Here is an 18484-nt window from a genome sequence, read left to right as displayed (position 1 = left end):
ATGGCCGAGAGCGAGAGTGGTCAGGACAAGACAGAAGACCCCACGGAGAAACGTAAAAAGGACTCCCGGGAAAAGGGCGAGATCGCCCGCTCCAAAGAGCTGAATACCGTAGCGACCATGATGGCCGGTGCCGGTGCCTTGCTGATCTACGGCGGTGGCCTGGCGCTGGACCTGATGGAGCTGATGAAGCACAACTTCACCTTGCCCCGCGAGGTGTTGCTCAACCCTGGTGCCATGGGCCAATACCTGCTGCACTCCGGCAAGATTGCGATTCTGGCGGTGCAACCGGTGTTGATCACCTTGCTGCTGGCCGCGCTGATCGGCCCGGTCGCCCTCGGCGGCTGGCTGTTTGCCGCCGGCAGCATGGCGCCCAAGTTCAGCCGCATGAACCCCGGCGCCGGGCTCAAGCGCATGTTCTCCGCCAAGGCCCTGGTGGAACTGCTCAAGGCCTTGGCCAAGTTCATCGTGATTCTGTTTGTGGCGCTGATGGTGTTGTCGTCCGACATTGACGACTTGCTACGCATCGCCCATGAACCGCTGGAGTCGGCGATCATCCACAGCGTGCAAGTGGTGGGTTGGAGCGCGCTGTGGATGGCCGCCGGGCTGATCATCATCGCCGCCGTGGATGCGCCGATCCAGCTGTGGGAAAGCCACAAGAAACTGCTGATGACCAAGCAGGAAGTGCGTGACGAACACAAGGACCAAGAGGGTCGCCCCGAGGTCAAGCAGCGCATTCGCCAGCTGCAGCGGGAAATGTCCCAGCGCAAGATGATGGCCTCGGTGCCCGACGCCGACGTGATCATCACCAACCCGACCCACTACGCCGTGGCGCTCAAGTACGACCCGGAGAAGGGCGGCGCGCCGATGTTGCTGGCCAAGGGCAGCGACTTTACCGCGCTGAAGATCCGCGAAATCGCAGTGGCCAACGACATCCTGCTGCTGGAATCGCCGGCGTTGGCGCGGTCGATCTTCTATTCCACCGACCTTGACCAGGAAATCCCTGCCGGGCTGTACCTGGCGGTGGCCCAGGTGCTGGCGTATGTCTATCAGATCCGCCAGTACCGCGCGGGCAAGGGCAAGCGGCCGGACCCGTTGAAAGATCTGCCGATTCCGCCGGAATTACGTCGCGATTCCTGAGATTTTCAGTGCTTGTACGGGCCTCATCGCAGGCAAGCCAGCTCCCACATTGATCTCTGTTCTACCTGACGACGCGCTTACCTGTGGGAGCGGGCTTGCCCGCGATGAGGCCCTCAAGCCATCCTCATGCCGTTCGTCTAAAACCCCTCCCGACCTGTCAACTTTGACAGTAGCCAGCTAGCCCTTCTCGCGGTTCCATGGCCGCAGATACTGCGCGCAGTAAGCAGAGAGGCAGCAATGAAGTGGGTCACTGGAACGGTCAGATCTTACAGCCGTGAAACAGGGGTGGGCGTGATAGCAATGGATGGTGGGAGCGAGTTGGTGCCAGTGGACCTCATCAGCTCGGCCGGGATTTTGCTCTACGCAGGGCAGCGGGTGAGGTTTGCAAGAATCCACCGGCCCCAGGGCGTATTTGCAGCCAGCATCACACTTATCTCGGGTTGTTAAATGAGAAGTCGGGAGAACGGCAATGGCAACAGGCACTGTGAAGTGGTTTAACGCGGAGAAGGGGTTTGGGTTTATCAAGCCGGATGACGGCACGGCGGATGTTTTTGTCCACCACTCTGCGATCAAGGCAGAAGGTTTCCGAACCCTCGAAGAGGGCAAGAAAGTCGAGTACGACATCACCCAGGGCCAAAAAGGCCCGCAGGCTGAAAACGTCCGCGCCCTGTGAGCTTTGTGCTACTACCTAGCCGAACGGTCAGTTGTCTGGCTTTGCGTTGCCCATCACCATTCCTTGCCGTGCTTCAGTCAGGAATGTGTCATGTGGGAGAAGCTTATTCGCCGGCGCGACTTAAAGCGTTCAGGCGTTGAATTAGACCAGATCGAAGACCCTTTTTTTGCAGTAGGCCGTGTTCGTCGATACCTGGAGGGCTACGAGCAGTTGCCGGGTCTGGACGAGTTGATGTCAGAGTTTTGCGGTCGCGGCCAATCCAGGCGCAGTATCCCAGAGCCTCAAGCGCGGCGGATGTTTGAAGCTGTTGAGCGTGGTGACTGGTTGTTGGTTCTGGACAAGCCGGTTCTCCCTTTGAGCCGCGACTCTGCCAATCGATGGTGGGCAATCACCGGTAAGCGCGTGTTGGAGAGTGTCTACCATCCTCCTCGCGCTCCAGAGAAACCATCACTGTCTTGGGCCGAATACACGCCAACTCGACCAAAACCGGACCCTGTTCAAAAGCAGTACCGCTGCACGTTTACCAAGCCCCGCACATTGCCTGACGGCGCCATTGATTTCACAGCGTTCGGCGGGCCCGTTCCCACTTGCGGGGTCGCTGAGTACGGCACCTTTGCCTTGCTGGGTGGCGATGAGTCCAATCCCACTGGAAATATCGTTCTCAAACAAATCAGGGGCAACCCCTTGCCCGCTGCGCTTGGCACGTTGGCCCTGGGCGGAACAGCGGCCGCCACGGCGGGAGTCTCCTGTGGTGGTCTTTGTGGTGCCGGGGCAGTTGCGTCGACTGTTGGCGCCAGTGCGCTGGCGGGCCTGGTTGGACTCCTTTGGCCGTCCAGCCTGGGTGACAGCAGCTTGTACACCGATGAGCAGCTCGATTCGTTGAAGCAGGGCCGCACGCGAGTTCGGTTACATATAGAGCAGCAAGCCGACGGCACCTTGAGGGGTTATGGGTACAACACCCAGCAACGCCCCGATTGGGAAATGATTCCGGTGGTGCAATTCAGGGCGCGTGGAGCCGAGCAAGTCGCCGACTTCGGTGACGGGGTGACCTTGATCTGGGCGCCAGCGGTCGATCCGTCGGCCACTTCGGGCATTCCACCCCTGGAGGGCGGGCCGCAAGCCCCGAAAATCTGGATTTACCCGCCGACCGAGCAGGCGGATAACCTCATTGTCAACCCGATACATCCGCCTGAGTACAAGGATTTCATTCTTGTGTTCCCGGTGGGGTCAGGGGTGAGGCCGTTGTATGTTGTGATGAATGTGCGTCGTCAGCCGGGGGTTGTGACGGGGCGAGGGGAGGATGTGGAGGGCGGCTGGTTGGCGTGGGCAGGGAAGGGGCTCGGTGCCCCAATTCCGACTCGAATTGCCGATAAACTTCGGGGAAAAACCTTCAGCAGTTTTGATGCATTCCGGAAGGCGTTCTGGATTGCTGTAGGGAATGATGGTGAATTGTCTGGCCAGTTGAATCAGGTGGCTCGGGATCGTTTATCGACCGGAAACGCTCCCGTCGTTCGAGATAAGGACTCGGTAGGAGGAAGAGGCACCTACGAGATGCACCATGTCGAGAGAATTACTGATGGTGGTGCCGTTTATGATGTGGACAACCTTAGGGTAAATACCCCGAGAAATCATATTGATCTGCATAGGAGCTATTAAGCTGAAATGGAAAATATTGCGGATTACACGGAAGCTGAATTTGTAAAGTTTATTAATCAAATACTGCTGGTCAACAAGGGCGGAACTGATGCGGCTCTGGGAGAGCTACTTGAAAGGTTCAGGCAACTCGCTGGTCATCCTGACGGCACCGACCTGATTTTTTATCCTGAGCCTGGGGCGGACAGCTCCCCTGAGGGCGTCGCACAAGCCGTGAAAGCATGGCGTGTTGCCCAGAGACTGCCAGGATTTAAAGAAGACTGACCCCGAATCGACTAGATCAATTGTGGGAGCGGGCTTGCTGTGGCGAGGGAGCTTGTGGAATCGTCGCACCGTCCCGCTCGACAGCGCAGCTGGAGCCGGCTTTTTGGGGCTGCTTCGCATCCCAGCGCAAGCAAGCTTGCTCGCCACACAAGCCCGCTCCCACAGTTGTATGGGGTTTGGTCGCGAGTTCTGTATTCACCGCGATCTGCCCTTTGAAGCAAAAGTTGGAAGGCTTCTTGCAATACCGCCTCCAAGACGCCTTCTGGCGTCAAAACTTTGCTTCAAGGGACACGAGGAATACCGGTGGTAGATCGCTCTCAAATGTTCAGCACGGCCCGTGGCACCCTGACTGACCTGTCGCGGGGCAATCTGGGTGTGCCGTTGTTGTTGCTGGTGATGCTGGCAATGATGATGTTGCCGATGCCGCCGTTCCTTTTGGACGTGTTCTTCACTTTCAACATTGCCCTGTCCGTCGTGGTGCTGCTGGTCTGCGTGTACGCCCTGCGGCCGTTGGACTTTGCGGTGTTCCCCACGATTCTGCTGGTGGCGACGCTGCTGCGGCTGGCGCTCAACGTAGCGTCGACCCGGGTGGTGATGCTCCACGGCCAGGACGGCCATGCCGCCGCCGGTAAGGTGATCCAGGCCTTCGGTGAGGTGGTGATCGGCGGTAACTACGTGGTCGGTATCGTGGTGTTTGCGATCCTGATGATCATCAACTTCGTCGTGGTGACCAAGGGTGCCGGGCGGATTTCCGAGGTGAGCGCGCGGTTTACCCTCGACGCCATGCCCGGCAAGCAAATGGCTATCGACGCCGACCTCAACGCCGGCCTGATCGACCAGAACCAAGCCAAGTCTCGCCGCGCCGAAGTGGCCCAGGAAGCCGAGTTCTACGGTTCCATGGACGGTGCCAGCAAGTTCGTGCGCGGTGACGCCATCGCCGGCCTGCTGATCCTGTTCATCAACCTGATCGGCGGCATGGCCGTGGGTATCTTCCAGCACGGCATGACCTTCGGCGATGCCGGTCGCGTGTATGCCTTGCTGACCATCGGTGACGGTTTAGTGGCGCAATTGCCATCACTGTTGTTATCTACAGCAGCGGCGATCATGGTGACCCGTGCTTCGGGCTCCGAAGACATGGGCAAGCAGATCAGCCGGCAGATGTTTGCCTCGCCCAAGGCCCTGGCCGTGGCGGCGGGCATCATGGCGATCATGGGCATCGTGCCGGGCATGCCCCATGTGTCGTTCCTGAGCATGGCGGCCTTGGCGGGCGGTGCGGCGTACCTGTTCTGGAAAAAGCAAAACGCCGTCAAGGTGCAAGCGCTGCAAGAAGTCGCCCGTCAGCAAGAGCTGCTGCCGTCCCCGGCGCGCGCCTCGGAAACCAAGGAGCTTGGCTGGGACGACGTCACGCCTATCGACATGATCGGCCTGGAAGTCGGCTACCGCCTGATTCCGCTGGTGGACCGCAACCAGGGCGGCCAGTTGCTCGCGCGGATCAAGGGCGTGCGCAAGAAGCTGTCCCAGGACCTGGGCTTCCTGATGCCCACCGTGCATATCCGCGACAACCTCGACCTGGCCCCAAGCGCCTACCGCCTGACCCTGATGGGGGTGATCCTGGCCGAAGCCGAGATCTACCCGGACCGTGAGCTGGCGATCAACCCTGGCCAGGTTTTCGGCACGCTCAACGGCATAACCGCCAAAGATCCGGCTTTTGGCCTGGAAGCGGTGTGGATCGAAATCAGCCAGCGCAGCCAGGCCCAGTCCCTCGGTTACACCGTGGTAGACGCCAGCACTGTGGTCGCCACGCACCTTAACCAGATCCTCTACAAGCACTCCCACGAGCTGATCGGTCACGAGGAAGTCCAGCAATTGATGGGCTTGCTGGCCAAAGCCTCGCCAAAACTCGCCGAAGAGCTGGTGCCGGGCGTGCTGTCGCTGTCGCAATTGCTCAAGGTGTTGCAGGCGCTGTTGTCCGAGCAAGTGCCAGTGCGCGACATCCGCAGCATTGCCGAGGCCATCGCCAACAATGCCGCCAAGAGTCAAGATACTGCCGCGCTGGTGGCGGCGGTGCGCGTCGGATTGTCCCGCGCCATCGTGCAAAGCATTGTAGGCACTGAGTCTGAGCTGCCTGTGATCACCTTGGAACCAAGGTTGGAACAAATATTGCTCAATAGTATCCAGAAGGCAGGACAAGGCCAGGAAGAGGGCGTTCTGCTGGAGCCAAGCATGGCTGAAAAACTGCAGCGTTCGTTGATCGACGCCGCACAGCGCCAGGAAATGCAGGGCCATCCAGTGATTCTGCTGGTGGCAGGCCCCGTCCGGGCGATGCTGTCGCGGTTTGGACGCCTGGCAGTGCCGAATTTGCACGTTTTGGCTTATCAGGAAATTCCTGACAACAAGCAAGTGACTATCGTCGCGACAGTAGGGCCCAACGGCTGAGGTAGTGGGTTATGCAAGTGAAGCGTTTTTTCGCCGCCGATATGCGTCAGGCCATGAAACTGGTACGTGATGAGCTGGGCGCCGATGCCGCGATTATCGGTAACCGTCGGATTGCCGGCGGTGTCGAGCTGACGGCTGCCCTGGATTACACCCCCCAGGCCCTGGCCCCGCGCGTGCCGAACATGGAACTCGAAGACGAGCTGCGCAAGACCGCCTCGCGCATCGTCTCGGCCCAGGCTGAGCTGAGCATGCGTGGCGACAGCGATGCCACCACCAATCGCCAGTTGTTCGCCGGCTTGCCGCTGACCGCTGCCGAGCCGCTGGTCGAGCCGACGTTGACCGAACCGCCACGTCCCGCAGCGCCAGCCCCGGCTGCCGCGGTCGACCAGCGTGTGTTCGACTCGATGCGCTTTGAACTCAACGGCCTGCGTGAGCTGCTGGAAGTGCAGCTGGGCTCCCTGGCGTGGACGCAGCTGCAAGGCAGCAAGCCGGCCCAGGCCAACCTCTGGCGCCGCCTGCAACGTATCGGCCTGTCCGGCCCGTTGTCCCGCGACCTGCTGGCACTGACCACCGAAATCGAAGAACCTCGCCAGGCCTGGCGCATGTTGCTGGCGCACCTGGCGCGGATGATCGTCACCCCGGAAATCGAACCCCTGGAAGAAGGCGGCGTGATCGCCATGGTCGGCCCTGCCGGCATGGGCAAGACCACCACCCTGGCCAAGCTGGCGGCGCGTTACGTGCTCAAGTACGGCGCGCAGAATATCGCGCTGGTGAGCATGGACAGCTACCGTATCGGTGCCCAGGAACAACTCAAGACGCTCGGGCGCATCCTCAATGTGTCGGTGACCCACGTCGACCCGGGCCAGTCCCTGGCCAACGCCCTCGATCCGCTGCTGCGCAAGCGCGTGGTGCTGATCGACACCGCCGGCCTGCAAGCCAGCGACCCGGCATTGCGCATGCAACTGGAAAGCCTGGCCGGGCGTGGGATCAAATCGAAAAATTACCTGGTGCTTGCAACCACCAGCCAGAAACAGGTTCTTACCGCTGCGTATCACAGCTACAAGCGTTGCGGGCTGGCCGGTTGCATCCTGACTAAACTGGATGAGACGGCAAGCCTGGGCGAAGTGTTGAGCCTGGCTATCAGCCATGAACTGCCGGTCGCCTACCTGACCGACGGACCGCGGATTCCAGATGATTTGCATCTGCCGCGCCGTCATCAGTTGGTCAGCCGGGCAGTCAGCGTACAAATGCAAGAAGAGCCTAGCGAGGAAGCGATGGCCGATATGTTCGCTGACCTCTATCACAACCCGGCAAAGCGGGTGGGTTGAGGCAGTACGAACACCGTGAAATGTACCTACATCGATGGTCTGCAAGCGATTCACGCGGCCAAGCCATGTAGCCTGCGTCTAAGCAAGACAAGGTAAAGAAATAAAATGGGCAGCATGCATCCCGTACAGGTGATCGCGGTGACCGGCGGCAAAGGTGGCGTCGGGAAAACTAACGTGTCAGTGAATTTGTCCCTGGCCCTGGCAGAGCTTGGCCGTCGCGTCATGCTGCTGGATGCTGACCTGGGGCTGGCGAACGTCGACGTTCTGCTGGGGCTGACGCCCAAACATACCCTTGCCGATGTGATCGAGGGCCGCTGCGAGCTGCGCGACGTGCTGCTCCAGGGGCCTGGCGGGATCCGCATCGTGCCGGCGGCCTCGGGCACCCAGAGCATGGTGCACCTGAGCCCGGCGCAGCATGCCGGCCTGATCCAGGCGTTCAGCGATATCGGCGACAACCTCGACGTGCTGGTGATCGACACCGCCGCCGGGATCGGCGAGTCCGTGGTCAGCTTTGTGCGCGCCGCGCAGGAAGTCTTGCTGGTGGTCTGCGATGAACCCACCTCGATCACCGACGCCTACGCCCTGATCAAGCTGCTCAACCGCGACTACGGCATGAACCGCTTCCGTGTCCTGGCCAACATGGCCCAGAGCCCGCAAGAAGGCCGCAACCTGTTCGCCAAGTTGACCAAGGTCACGGATCGCTTCCTCGATGTCGCCTTACAATACGTCGGCGCAGTTCCCTATGACGAGTGTGTGCGCAAGGCCGTGCAAAAGCAGCGTGCGGTCTATGAAGCGTTCCCTCGTTCGAAGTGCGCACTGGCGTTCAAGGCTATTGCCCAGAAGGTCGATACCTGGCCGTTGCCCGCCAACCCGCGGGGGCATCTGGAGTTTTTCGTCGAGCGATTGGTGCATCAGACGAGCGCAGGACCGGTGCTATGACAGCCAGCGGCTACAACCTTTACAAGAAGTCGGCACGTGACAGCCAAGGCGAATTGATCGAGCGCTATGCGCCACTGGTCAAGCGCATCGCTTATCACCTGTTGGCGCGTTTGCCCGCGAGTGTGCAGGTTGAAGACTTGATCCAGGCCGGCATGATCGGCCTGCTCGAAGTCTCGACCAAATACGATGCGAGCAAGGGTGCGAGTTTCGAGACGTATGCGGGTATCCGCATCCGGGGTGCGATGCTCGATGAAGTGCGTAAAGGGGATTGGGCGCCGCGTTCGGTACACCGCAATACACGCATGGTCAGTGACGCAATTCGCGCAATTGAAGCAAAAACCGGTCGCGACGCTAAAGATCACGAAGTTGCGGCCGAACTCCAATTGAGTCTCGACGATTACTACGGGATTTTGAACGATACCTTGGGCAGCCGCCTGTTCAGTTTCGACGACCTGCTACAGGACGGCGAACACGAGGGGCTGCATGAGGACGGCGCAAGTGCACATCTTGAGCCGTCGCGTGACCTGGAAGACGAACGTTTCCAGGGCGCGTTGGCGGACGCGATTGCCAATTTGCCGGAGCGTGAGCGACTGGTGTTGGCGCTGTACTACGACGAAGAGCTGAACCTCAAGGAAATCGGTGAGGTCCTGGGGGTCAGCGAATCGCGTGTCAGCCAGCTGCATAGCCAGTGCGCAGCCCGCTTGCGGGGGCGATTGGGAGAGTGGCGCGCGCGCTGACAGGCGGTGTGGGGACACTGCAGACGAACCCGTGAAGGCCTCAGGCCTTTGCGGGTTTGCCCCGTGGTGCCCTGGGCAGTCCTTTTTGTGTAACGCCTGTTGATTGAAATGGCGCGTCCAGGTGCTGGGCGCGTTTAAGACTGCTTGGAGGTCGAATTGGACAAGAACATGAAAATCCTCATCGTTGATGACTTCTCAACGATGCGGCGGATCATTAAAAACCTGTTGCGTGACCTTGGGTTCACAAACACGGTCGAGGCGGATGACGGCATTACGGCGATTCCGATCCTCAACAGCGGGAGCATCGACTTTCTGGTAACCGACTGGAACATGCCGGGCATGACCGGTATCGACCTGCTGCGCCACGTGCGTGCGGACGAAAAATTGCGCAGCTTGCCGGTGTTGATGGTGACCGCCGAAGCCAAGCGTGAACAGATCATCGAAGCCGCCCAAGCCGGGGTCAACGGTTACGTGGTCAAGCCTTTCACGGCATTGGCGCTGAAAGAGAAGATCGAGAAAATCTTCGAACGCATCCACGGCTAATGCCATCGCGGGGGAGCTATGGAGCATAAAGAAACATCACAGGGAGACTTCGAGTCGACCCTGAAAAAGCATGCTCACCAGTTGGTCGACAGCCTTGAAAAAGGCCAGTTCGGCGACGCGGTGCAGTTGATCCATGAGCTCAACCAGACCCGTGACCGCGGCCTGTACCAGGAAGTGGGCAAGCTCACACGCGAGCTGCACAGTGCGATCGTCAATTTCCAGATTGACCCGCACATGCCCCAGGCCGAAGAAATCTCGCAGATCACCGATGCCACCGAACGCCTGTCCTATGTGGTCAGGCTGACTGAGGCGGCGGCCAACCGGACCATGGACCTGGTGGAAAACGCCACGCCCCTGGTCAATGGCATGGCCAACGAAGCCCAAGCCTTGAGCCACGACTGGGGCCGCTTCATGCGTCGCGAAGTCGGGGCGGAGGAGTTTCGTGAATTGGCGCGTCGGGTCGAAGGTTTCCTGTCACGCAGCGAGCAGGACAACCGCACGGTTTCCAGCAACCTCAATGACATTCTGCTGGCCCAGGATTACCAGGACCTCACCGGTCAGGTGATCAAGCGCGTGACCCAACTGGTCACCGAAGTGGAAAGCAATTTGCTCAAATTGGTGCTCATGGCAGGCCAGGTTGACCGTTTTGCCGGCATCGAACATGACCGCGAAGCGATCCTCTCGGAAAAAGATCCACAAAAACATCTCGCCAAGGGTGAAGGTCCGCAGATTCATGCCGATAAACGTGAAGACGTTGTATCGGGTCAAGATGATGTTGATGACCTGTTATCCAGTTTAGGCTTCTAAGGAGCACCCACATGAGCTTCGGCGCCGATGAAGAAATCCTTCAGGATTTCCTTGTAGAGGCCGGCGAAATTTTAGAGCAGTTGTCCGAGCAACTGGTCGAGCTGGAAAGCCGACCGGATGATGCGAACCTGCTCAATGCAATTTTTCGCGGTTTTCACACTGTAAAAGGGGGCGCCGGCTTCCTCCAGCTCCATGAGCTGGTGGAGTGCTGCCACATCGCCGAGAACGTGTTCGACATCCTGCGCAAGGGTGAGCGTCACGTTGATTCGGAATTGATGGACGTGATTCTCGAAGCACTGGATGCGGTCAACGGCATGTTCAGCGAGGTGCGCGAACGTGCACCGATCACTGCGGCCACCCCGGAACTGCTGGCCGCCCTGGCGCGCCTGGCAGAACCGGCTGACACTTCGGCTGCGCCTGTCGCAGAAGCGGCGCCGGAGCCTGTGGTCGAGGCCGAGGCGGATGTCACGGACAGCGAGTTCGAACAACTGCTCAACTCCCTCAACGCGGTCAAGGCTGAAGCCGAAGCTCCGGTGGCTGCTGTTGCAGCGCCGACGGGCGAAGACATCACCGACGCCGAATTCGAATCGTTGCTCGATCAGTTGCACGGCAAAGGCCAGTTCGCTGCCGACGCCGTTGCGCCTGCCGCTGCGGCCGAAGCGCCTGCCGCTGCTGCCAGCACCGACATCACCGACGATGAATTCGAAGCGCTGCTCGACCAACTGCACGGCAAGGGCACGTTTGTGGCCGACGCGTTGCCGGCAGTCGCGGCGGCAGCGCCTACCGCTGCCGCAGCACCGGCCGCTGACGGGCTGATTTCCGATCACGAATTCGAGTCCCTGCTGGACGAGTTGCACGGCAAGGGCAAGTTCACCGAAGTGGGCGCATCGGCAGCGGTCGCAACCCCTGCGCCGGTAGCCGCGAAAGCACCCGCTCCGGTAGCGGCCAAACCCGCTCCTGCGCCTGCCGCAGCAGCCCCTGCCCCTGCCCGTGCTGCGGCACCGGCACCGGCCGCTGCTGAAAAGCCTGCCAGTGAAGCCGAAACCACCGTGCGGGTTGATACCGCACGCCTGGACGACATCATGAACATGGTCGGCGAACTGGTCCTGGTGCGTAACCGCCTGGTGCGCCTGGGCCTGAGCAGCGGCGATGAAGCCATGCAAAAGGCCGTGTCGAACCTCGACGTGGTCACCGCCGACCTGCAAACCGCCGTGATGAAAACGCGGATGCAGCCGATCAAGAAAGTCTTCGGCCGCTTCCCGCGCCTGGTTCGCGACCTTGCGCGCCAGCTCAAGAAAGAGATCAACCTGGAACTGGTGGGTGAAGAAACCGACCTCGACAAAAACCTTGTCGAGGCCCTGGCCGACCCGCTGGTCCACTTGGTGCGCAACGCCGTCGACCACGGCGTCGAAACCCCGGAAGAACGCGAAGCCTCGGGCAAGTCCCGTGGCGGCAAGGTGATCCTGGCGGCCGAGCAAGAAGGCGACCATATCCTGCTGTCGATCACCGATGACGGCAAAGGCATGGACCCGGCGATCCTGCGCAATATCGCGGTCAAGCGTGGCGTGATGGACAAGGACGCCGCCGACCGCCTGACCGACACCGAGTGCTACAACCTGATCTTTGCCCCGGGCTTCTCGACCAAGACCGAGATCTCCGACGTGTCCGGCCGTGGCGTGGGCATGGACGTGGTGAAGACCAAGATCAGCCAGCTCAACGGCTCGATCAACATCTACTCGACCAAGGGCCAGGGTTCGAAGATCGTGATCAAGGTGCCGTTGACCTTGGCGATCATGCCAACCCTGATGGTGATGCTGGGCAACCAGGCGTTCGCCTTCCCGCTGGTCAACGTCAACGAGATCTTCCACCTCGACCTGTCGCGCACCAACGTGGTGGACGGCCAGGAAGTGGTGATCGTGCGCGACAAGGCGTTGCCACTGTTCTACCTCAAGCGCTGGCTGGTGGCATCGGCCAAGCATGAAGAGCAGCGCGAAGGCCATGTGGTGATCCTCTCCGTGGGCACCCAGCGGATCGGCTTTGTCGTCGATCAACTGGTTGGCCAGGAAGAAGTGGTGATCAAGCCTTTGGGCAAAATGCTGCAGGGAACCCCGGGCATGTCCGGCGCGACCATCACCGGTGACGGTCGGATCGCGCTGATTCTCGATGTTCCGAGCATGCTCAAGCGTTACGCCGCTCGGCGTATTTGATTCTGGTGGGGCAGGGCGGTTTGCCCGCCCCGCCTAACGGAGTGTTTATGGCAGTCAAGGTCCTGGTGGTGGACGATTCGGGTTTCTTCCGCCGCCGCGTCTCGGAAATTCTTTCCGCCGATCCAAGCATCCAGGTGGTCGGCACGGCCACCAACGGCAAAGAGGCGATTGATCAAGCCATTGCGTTGAAGCCTGACGTCATCACCATGGACTACGAGATGCCGATGATGGATGGCATCACCGCAGTCCGCCACATCATGCAACGCTGCCCGACCCCGGTGTTGATGTTCTCCTCGCTGACCCATGAAGGCGCCCGGGTAACCCTGGATGCGCTGGACGCCGGTGCGGTGGACTTCCTGCCGAAAAATTTCGAAGACATCTCGCGCAACCCCGAGAAGGTCAAGCAACTGCTGTGCGAGAAAGTCCACAGCATTTCCCGCAGTAACCGTCGCAGCCTGTTCAGCGCCCCTGCGCCGGCACCGGTTGCGGCGCCGCCTGCGCCGACGTCGTCGTTCGGTCGCCCGGCCCCTGCGCCGGTGGCCCGGCCTGCACCAGCCCCCGCGCCGGTTCGTGCCGCAGCGCCAAGCGCGCACTCGCCAGCACCCAAGCGCAAAGCCTACAAGCTGGTCGCCATTGGTACGTCCACCGGCGGCCCGGTGGCCCTGCAACGCGTGTTGACGCAGTTGCCGGCGAACTTCCCGGCGCCGATCGTGCTGATCCAGCACATGCCCGCCGCGTTCACCAAGGCTTTCGCCGAACGCCTGGACAAGCTGTGCCGCATCAGCGTCAAGGAAGCCGAGGATGGCGACATCCTGCGCCCTGGCCTGGCGCTGCTGGCCCCGGGTGGCAAGCAGATGATGGTGGATGGCCGTGGCGCGATCAAAATCCTGCCGGGCGATGAGCGCCTGAACTATAAGCCGTGCGTGGACATCACCTTCGGTTCGGCAGCCAAGTCCTACGGCGACAAAGTTCTGGCGGTGGTCCTCACCGGCATGGGCGCCGACGGCCGTGAAGGCGCGCGCCTGCTCAAGCAGGGCGGCAGTGCAATCTGGGCCCAGGACGAAGCCAGTTGCGTGATCTATGGCATGCCCATGGCCATCGTCAAGGCTGACCTGGCCGACGCCATCTACAGCCTGGACGACATCGGCAAGCATCTGGTGGAGGCCTGCCTCTAATGGATGTGTTGAGCCTGATCGGCATCATCATGGCGTTTGTCGCCATCATCGGCGGCAACTACCTCGAAGGCGGCCACCTCGGTGCGCTGGCCAACGGCCCGGCCGCATTGATCGTGATCGGCGGCACCGTTGGCGCCGCGTTGTTGCAGTCGCCGTTGAGCTCGTTCAAGCGCGCCATGCAGATTGTGGTGTGGATCATTTTCCCGCCGCGCGTCGACCTGGCCGGTGGCATTGATCGCGTGGTCAACTGGAGCCTCACCGCCCGCAAGGAAGGCCTGCTGGGCCTTGAAGGCGTGGCCGATGCCGAGCCCGACAGCTACGCGCGCAAAGGCCTGCAATTGCTGGTGGACGGCGCCGAGCCGGAAGCGATCCGCAGCATCCTGGAGGTGGATTTCTACACCCAGGAAAGCCGCGACATCAACGCCGCCAAGGTCTTTGAAAGCATGGGCGGCTACGCGCCGACCATCGGCATCATCGGTGCGGTGATGGGCCTGATCCACGTGATGGGCAACCTCGCCGACCCTTCGCAACTGGGCAGCGGCATTGCCGTGGCGTTCGTCGCCACCATCTACGGCGTGGCCAGTGCCAACCTGGTGTTGTTGCCGGTGGCCAGCAAGCTCAAGTCGATTGCCCAGCGCCAGTCGCGTTACCGCGAAATGTTGCTGGAAGGCATCCTGTCGATTGCCGAGGGCGAGAACCCGCGCTCCATCGAATTGAAGCTCCAGGGTTTCATGGACTGATGGGAGGTCATGATTGTGAGCCGTCGCCGTCGCGAGCCTGAAGAACACGTCAACCATGAACGCTGGCTGGTGTCCTACGCGGACTTCATCACCTTGCTGTTCGCGTTTTTCGTGGTGATGTACTCCATCTCGTCGATCAACGAAGGCAAGTACAAAGTCATTTCCCAAGCGCTGATCGGCGTGTTCAACGACGCCGATCGTTCGCTCAAGCCGATCCCCATTGGTGAAGAGCGGCCCAAGACCGTGACCCCGGCCAAGCCGCTGGTCAATGACAGCGACGAAACCGCCGCTGGCGTCGGCGGCACCAGCGACCCGCTGAAAAGCATCGCCGACGACATCAGCGCCGCCTTTGGCGACTTGATCAGCTCCAACCAGATGACCGTGCGCGGCAATGAGTTGTGGGTCGAGATCGAACTCAATTCCAGCCTGCTGTTTGCCAGTGCCGATGCGCTGCCCAGTGATCAGGCATTCACCATCATCGACAAGGTGGCGGGCATCCTCAAGCCGTTCGAGAACCCGATACACGTCGAAGGCTTTACCGACAATTTCCCCATCAGCACCGCGCAGTACCCGACCAACTGGGAGCTGTCTTCGGCGCGGGCATCGAGCATCGTGCGCATGCTCGCGATGCAGGGCGTGAACCCCGGGCGCCTGGCGTCGGTGGGTTATGGCGAATTCCAGCCGGTGGCGAATAACGCCACGGTGGAAGGGCGTGCGAAGAACCGCAGGGTGGTCCTGGTGGTGTCGCGCAACCTTGATGTGCGCCGCAGCCTGACCGGTACCGGCACGGCCAATGCAACACCGGACGCGGCCTTGAAGCGCGCTGGCACACAAACTGCACCGGCAGTGGTAACGCCGCCGGTGCGGCAGAGCTCCGTCAATTCTCCGTCACCGGCTCAATAACCTATGCAATGTCTCGGTCGCGCCTGTGCCCACCGGGAGGAACCAACTGAATGAGAGTCTGGGCAGTTGCCAATCAAAAAGGTGGGGTCGGCAAGACCACCACCTCCATCGCCCTCGCTGGCTTGCTGGCCGAGGCGGGCAAGCGTGTGGTCGTGGTCGACCTCGACCCCCACGGCTCGATGACCAGCTATTTCGGCTACGACCCGGATGCGCTGGAACACAGCTGCTACGACCTGTTCCTGCACAAGGGCAGCGTGCCGGCCGACCTGCCCGGGCAACTGTTGTTGCCCACCAGCAACGAGAGCATTTCCCTGCTGCCGTCCAGCACCGCGCTGGCTACCCTTGAGCGCCAGTCACCGGGGCAAAGCGGCCTGGGCCTGGTGATCGCCAAGACCCTGGCGCAACTGTGGCAGGACTTCGACTACGCCATTATCGACAGCCCGCCGTTGCTTGGCGTGCTGATGGTCAACGCCTTGGCGGCCAGTCAGCAATTGGTGATCCCGGTACAGACCGAGCACCTCGCGGTCAAAGGCCTGGAGCGCATGGTCAGCACCCTGGCGATGATCAATCGCTCGCGCAAACAGGCGCTGCCGTTCAGCATCGTGCCGACCCTGTTCGACCGCCGTACCCAAGCATCCCTCGGCACCCTGCGCGTACTGCGCGATGCCTACCCGGAAACCATCTGGAACGGCTACATCCCGGTGGACACGCGCCTGCGTGACGCCAGCCGCGCCGGCCTCACGCCGTCGCAGTTCGACGGCAAGAGCCGTGGCGTCATGGCCTACCGCGCGCTGCTCAAGCACCTGCTGTCCCAGCAGCTTGTGGCGCAGGTGGCTTGATGAACCGTCCCGTCGAATTCAAGACCCGGCCGCAACTGGCATTGGAATCCTACCTGGATGCCTTGCTCCAGGACGCGACCGCCGAAGAGCTGCCCGAACCGCTGCTGGTGCTGGAGCCGGTCGTCGAGTCGCCAGCCACACTGGATGAATTCCAGTTGGCAGTGCTCGAAGAACAAGCCCGCGATGCCCAGGTGGTGGTGCCGATCACGCCCGTCGTGGTGGCCCCCGTTGCCCCCGTGGTGGTCGCGCCGGTGGTGGAAGTCCATCTGCCGCCGAGCATCACACCGCCGCCGGTCACCACCGATGGTCGCCCGAGCTGGGCCGCCGAGCCGTTCGAATGCCTGCTGTTCGACGTCGCCGGCTTGACCCTGGCGGTGCCGCTGGTGTGCCTGGGCTCGATCTATTCCCTGGAAGGCCAGGAGCTGACGCCGCTGTTCGGGCAACCGGAGTGGTTCCTCGGCATCCTGCCCAGCCAGGCCGGCAACCTCAAAGTCCTCGACACCGCGCGCTGGGTAATGCCCGACCGCTACCGCGACGACTTCCGCCAAGGCCTGCAATACGTGATCTCGGTGCAGGGCTACGAGTGGGGGCTGGCGGTGCATCAAGTCAGCCGCTCGTTGCGCCTGGACCCGAACGAAATCAAATGGCGCAGCCACCGGGGCCAGCGGCCTTGGCTGGCGGGCACCGTGATCGAACACATGTGCGCATTGCTCGACGTGTCCGAACTGGCCGAGTTGATCGCCAGCGGTGCGGTCAAGTCGATGCCGGTTAATACACGCAGTTGATTGAACAATAAGGGCCGCGATGTTTCGGGGCCAATGAAGCACACACGCCGTGTTACGCGGCATTTGAAGGGGTCAGGGGTATGAACAACAAGTCAGCGTCCGCACAAGGTTTGGATGATCCGATCCTGCAATGGGTAACCTTCAAGCTGGACAACGAGTCCTACGGCATCAACGTGATGCGCGTGCAGGAAGTGCTGCGCTACACCGAGATCGCGCCCGTGCCAGGTGCGCCGAGCTACGTGCTGGGCATCATCAACCTGCGCGGCAACGTGGTCACCGTGATCGACACCCGCCAGCGTTTTGGCCTGGTGCCGACCGAAGTCAACGACAACACCCGTATCGTGATCATCGAAGCCGACAAGCAAGTGGTCGGGATCATGGTCGATAGCGTGGCCGAAGTGGTCTACCTGCGCCAATCGGAAGTGGAAACCGCGCCGAACGTGGGCAACGAAGAATCCGCCAAGTTTATCCAGGGCGTGTGCAACAAGAACGGCGAACTGCTGATTCTGGTTGAGCTGGACAAGATGATGAGCGAAGAAGAATGGTCGGATCTGGAGAACATCTGATTGTTTCTTGAAGCGGCGGTGATCGTCCTGGCCCTGTTGTGGGCCGGGACGTTGGCCTTCCTGCTGCGCTATGTGCGCCAGCAACGGGAAGTGGCCCTGCAACAGGCCGAGCGCGACGCCGTGCGTGATCGGCGTGTGCTGGAGTTGGTCAAGCGGGTTGATCATTACCAGCAGACGGCGGTGCGGGTGGGGGATGAGGTGCACGAGCTGCGCGCGATTCTGGCGCCGTTGCCGGACAAGTTGGCGCAGATTGAGCAGCGTGATCCGTCGAGCCTGTCGTTTGCCCAGGCGGCGAAGTTGGTGGGGATGGGGGCGACGGTGGATGAGTTGACCCAGTCCTGCGGGCTGACCCAGGCTGAGGCGCAACTGATGAGCAAGCTGCACAAAAGCTGACACCTGGATGTGGGAGCTGGCTTGCCTGCGATAGCTATGTGTCAGGCGACTGTAGTTTGTCGGATGTACCCCGATCCAAATGTGGGAGCGGGCTTGCTCGCGAAGGCTATGTGTCAGGCGCTGGGGCTTTTGGGTCGGAGTACATATCCATTGCTGCGGTAACGGCTGCCTATGGTTCCGCTCTTACAGCGGCTCACTTTTGGAAAGGCCCAAAAGTAAGCAAAAGGCCTTCGCCGGTATGACTCACCCACATGGGTTACAAATCAGTTCACGCACATAGGTAACAGTTTTTAACTGGCAGGGTCGATTTCGCGAGGATCTGACCATGCCCTGGAGAGAGCTGAAACCTATGGATCTCA

18 protein-coding genes are annotated in these 18484 nt (G+C 61.0%); all 18 read left to right on the top strand.

Translation table 11 applies throughout. The annotated features are described in order from the left end of the window. The 18 genes from flhB (at window position 1) to J1G37_RS20900 (ending at window position 18125) form a co-directional block, all read left to right on the top strand. On the top strand, window positions 1-1137 hold the full coding sequence (gene flhB, locus J1G37_RS20985; protein WP_207045196.1) for a flagellar biosynthesis protein FlhB: 1137 nt from the start codon (window positions 1-3) through the stop codon (window positions 1135-1137). 469 nt (window positions 1138-1606) lie between these two features. Next, complete coding sequence (locus tag J1G37_RS20980; RefSeq protein WP_207045194.1) at window positions 1607-1810, top strand: cold-shock protein; 204 nt, start codon at window positions 1607-1609, stop codon at window positions 1808-1810. 90 nt (window positions 1811-1900) lie between these two features. Next, window positions 1901-3466 carry an S-type pyocin domain-containing protein gene (locus J1G37_RS20975; RefSeq protein WP_207045192.1) on the top strand — a complete coding sequence of 522 codons (1566 nt, stop codon included), beginning with the start codon at window positions 1901-1903 and terminating at the stop codon, window positions 3464-3466. A gap of 6 nt (window positions 3467-3472) precedes the next feature. Continuing rightward, the gene (locus J1G37_RS20970; RefSeq protein ID WP_207045190.1) at window positions 3473-3727 is read left to right on the top strand and encodes a bacteriocin immunity protein; all 255 of its coding nucleotides are present in this window, start codon (window positions 3473-3475) and stop codon (window positions 3725-3727) included. 321 nt (window positions 3728-4048) lie between these two features. Next, a complete protein-coding gene (flhA, locus tag J1G37_RS20965; protein WP_017735224.1) occupies window positions 4049-6163 on the top strand; it encodes a flagellar biosynthesis protein FlhA in 2115 nt (704 codons plus the stop codon). Window positions 6164-6174: 11 nt separating this feature from the next. Further along, window positions 6175-7491, top strand: a complete 1317-nt coding sequence (flhF, locus tag J1G37_RS20960) for a flagellar biosynthesis protein FlhF (protein ID WP_017735225.1) — start codon at window positions 6175-6177, stop codon at window positions 7489-7491. Window positions 7492-7596: 105 nt separating this feature from the next. Beyond that, entirely contained in the window at window positions 7597-8430 is an 834-nt protein-coding gene (gene fleN, locus J1G37_RS20955; RefSeq protein WP_003192912.1) for a flagellar synthesis regulator FleN, read from the top strand. Continuing rightward, window positions 8427-9167, top strand: coding sequence for an RNA polymerase sigma factor FliA (fliA, locus tag J1G37_RS20950; RefSeq protein WP_017735226.1), 741 nt, complete (start codon window positions 8427-8429; stop codon window positions 9165-9167). Before fleN ends, fliA begins: the two co-directional genes overlap by 4 nt. A gap of 168 nt (window positions 9168-9335) precedes the next feature. Further along, on the top strand, window positions 9336-9710 hold the full coding sequence (locus J1G37_RS20945; protein WP_015885173.1) for a chemotaxis response regulator CheY: 375 nt from the start codon (window positions 9336-9338) through the stop codon (window positions 9708-9710). 18 nt (window positions 9711-9728) lie between these two features. Continuing rightward, window positions 9729-10517 carry a protein phosphatase CheZ gene (locus J1G37_RS20940; RefSeq protein WP_207045188.1) on the top strand — a complete coding sequence of 263 codons (789 nt, stop codon included), beginning with the start codon at window positions 9729-9731 and terminating at the stop codon, window positions 10515-10517. Window positions 10518-10528: 11 nt separating this feature from the next. Next, complete coding sequence (locus tag J1G37_RS20935; protein WP_207045186.1) at window positions 10529-12724, top strand: chemotaxis protein CheA; 2196 nt, start codon at window positions 10529-10531, stop codon at window positions 12722-12724. 47 nt (window positions 12725-12771) lie between these two features. Next, complete coding sequence (locus tag J1G37_RS20930; protein ID WP_207045184.1) at window positions 12772-13899, top strand: chemotaxis response regulator protein-glutamate methylesterase; 1128 nt, start codon at window positions 12772-12774, stop codon at window positions 13897-13899. Then, a complete protein-coding gene (locus tag J1G37_RS20925) occupies window positions 13899-14639 on the top strand; it encodes a flagellar motor protein (RefSeq protein ID WP_124526496.1) in 741 nt (246 codons plus the stop codon). The genes J1G37_RS20930 and J1G37_RS20925 overlap by 1 nt, the downstream gene beginning before the upstream one ends. Window positions 14640-14648: 9 nt before the next feature. Continuing rightward, the gene (gene motD / locus J1G37_RS20920) at window positions 14649-15542 is read left to right on the top strand and encodes a flagellar motor protein MotD (protein ID WP_207045181.1); all 894 of its coding nucleotides are present in this window, start codon (window positions 14649-14651) and stop codon (window positions 15540-15542) included. Between the two features lie 50 nt (window positions 15543-15592). Then, window positions 15593-16381 (top strand): ParA family protein, encoded by a 789-nt coding sequence (locus J1G37_RS20915; protein WP_124526494.1) that lies wholly within the window; start codon window positions 15593-15595, stop codon window positions 16379-16381. Next, complete coding sequence (locus tag J1G37_RS20910; protein WP_207045179.1) at window positions 16381-17166, top strand: CheW domain-containing protein; 786 nt, start codon at window positions 16381-16383, stop codon at window positions 17164-17166. The genes J1G37_RS20915 and J1G37_RS20910 overlap by 1 nt, the downstream gene beginning before the upstream one ends. 80 nt (window positions 17167-17246) lie before the next feature. After that, window positions 17247-17732, top strand: coding sequence for a chemotaxis protein CheW (locus J1G37_RS20905; protein WP_017735234.1), 486 nt, complete (start codon window positions 17247-17249; stop codon window positions 17730-17732). After that, window positions 17733-18125, top strand: coding sequence for a DUF2802 domain-containing protein (locus J1G37_RS20900; RefSeq protein WP_207045176.1), 393 nt, complete (start codon window positions 17733-17735; stop codon window positions 18123-18125). It abuts the gene before it with no gap. Window positions 18126-18484: the final 359 nt, after the last annotated feature.

Origin of the sequence: Pseudomonas sp. Marseille-Q1929 (genome assembly GCF_017316265.1) — a bacterium.
GTDB lineage: Bacteria > Pseudomonadota > Gammaproteobacteria > Pseudomonadales > Pseudomonadaceae > Aquipseudomonas.
The sequence above is the reverse complement of the archived record's forward strand: the minus strand, read 5'-3'. Positions and strand labels throughout refer to the sequence as shown.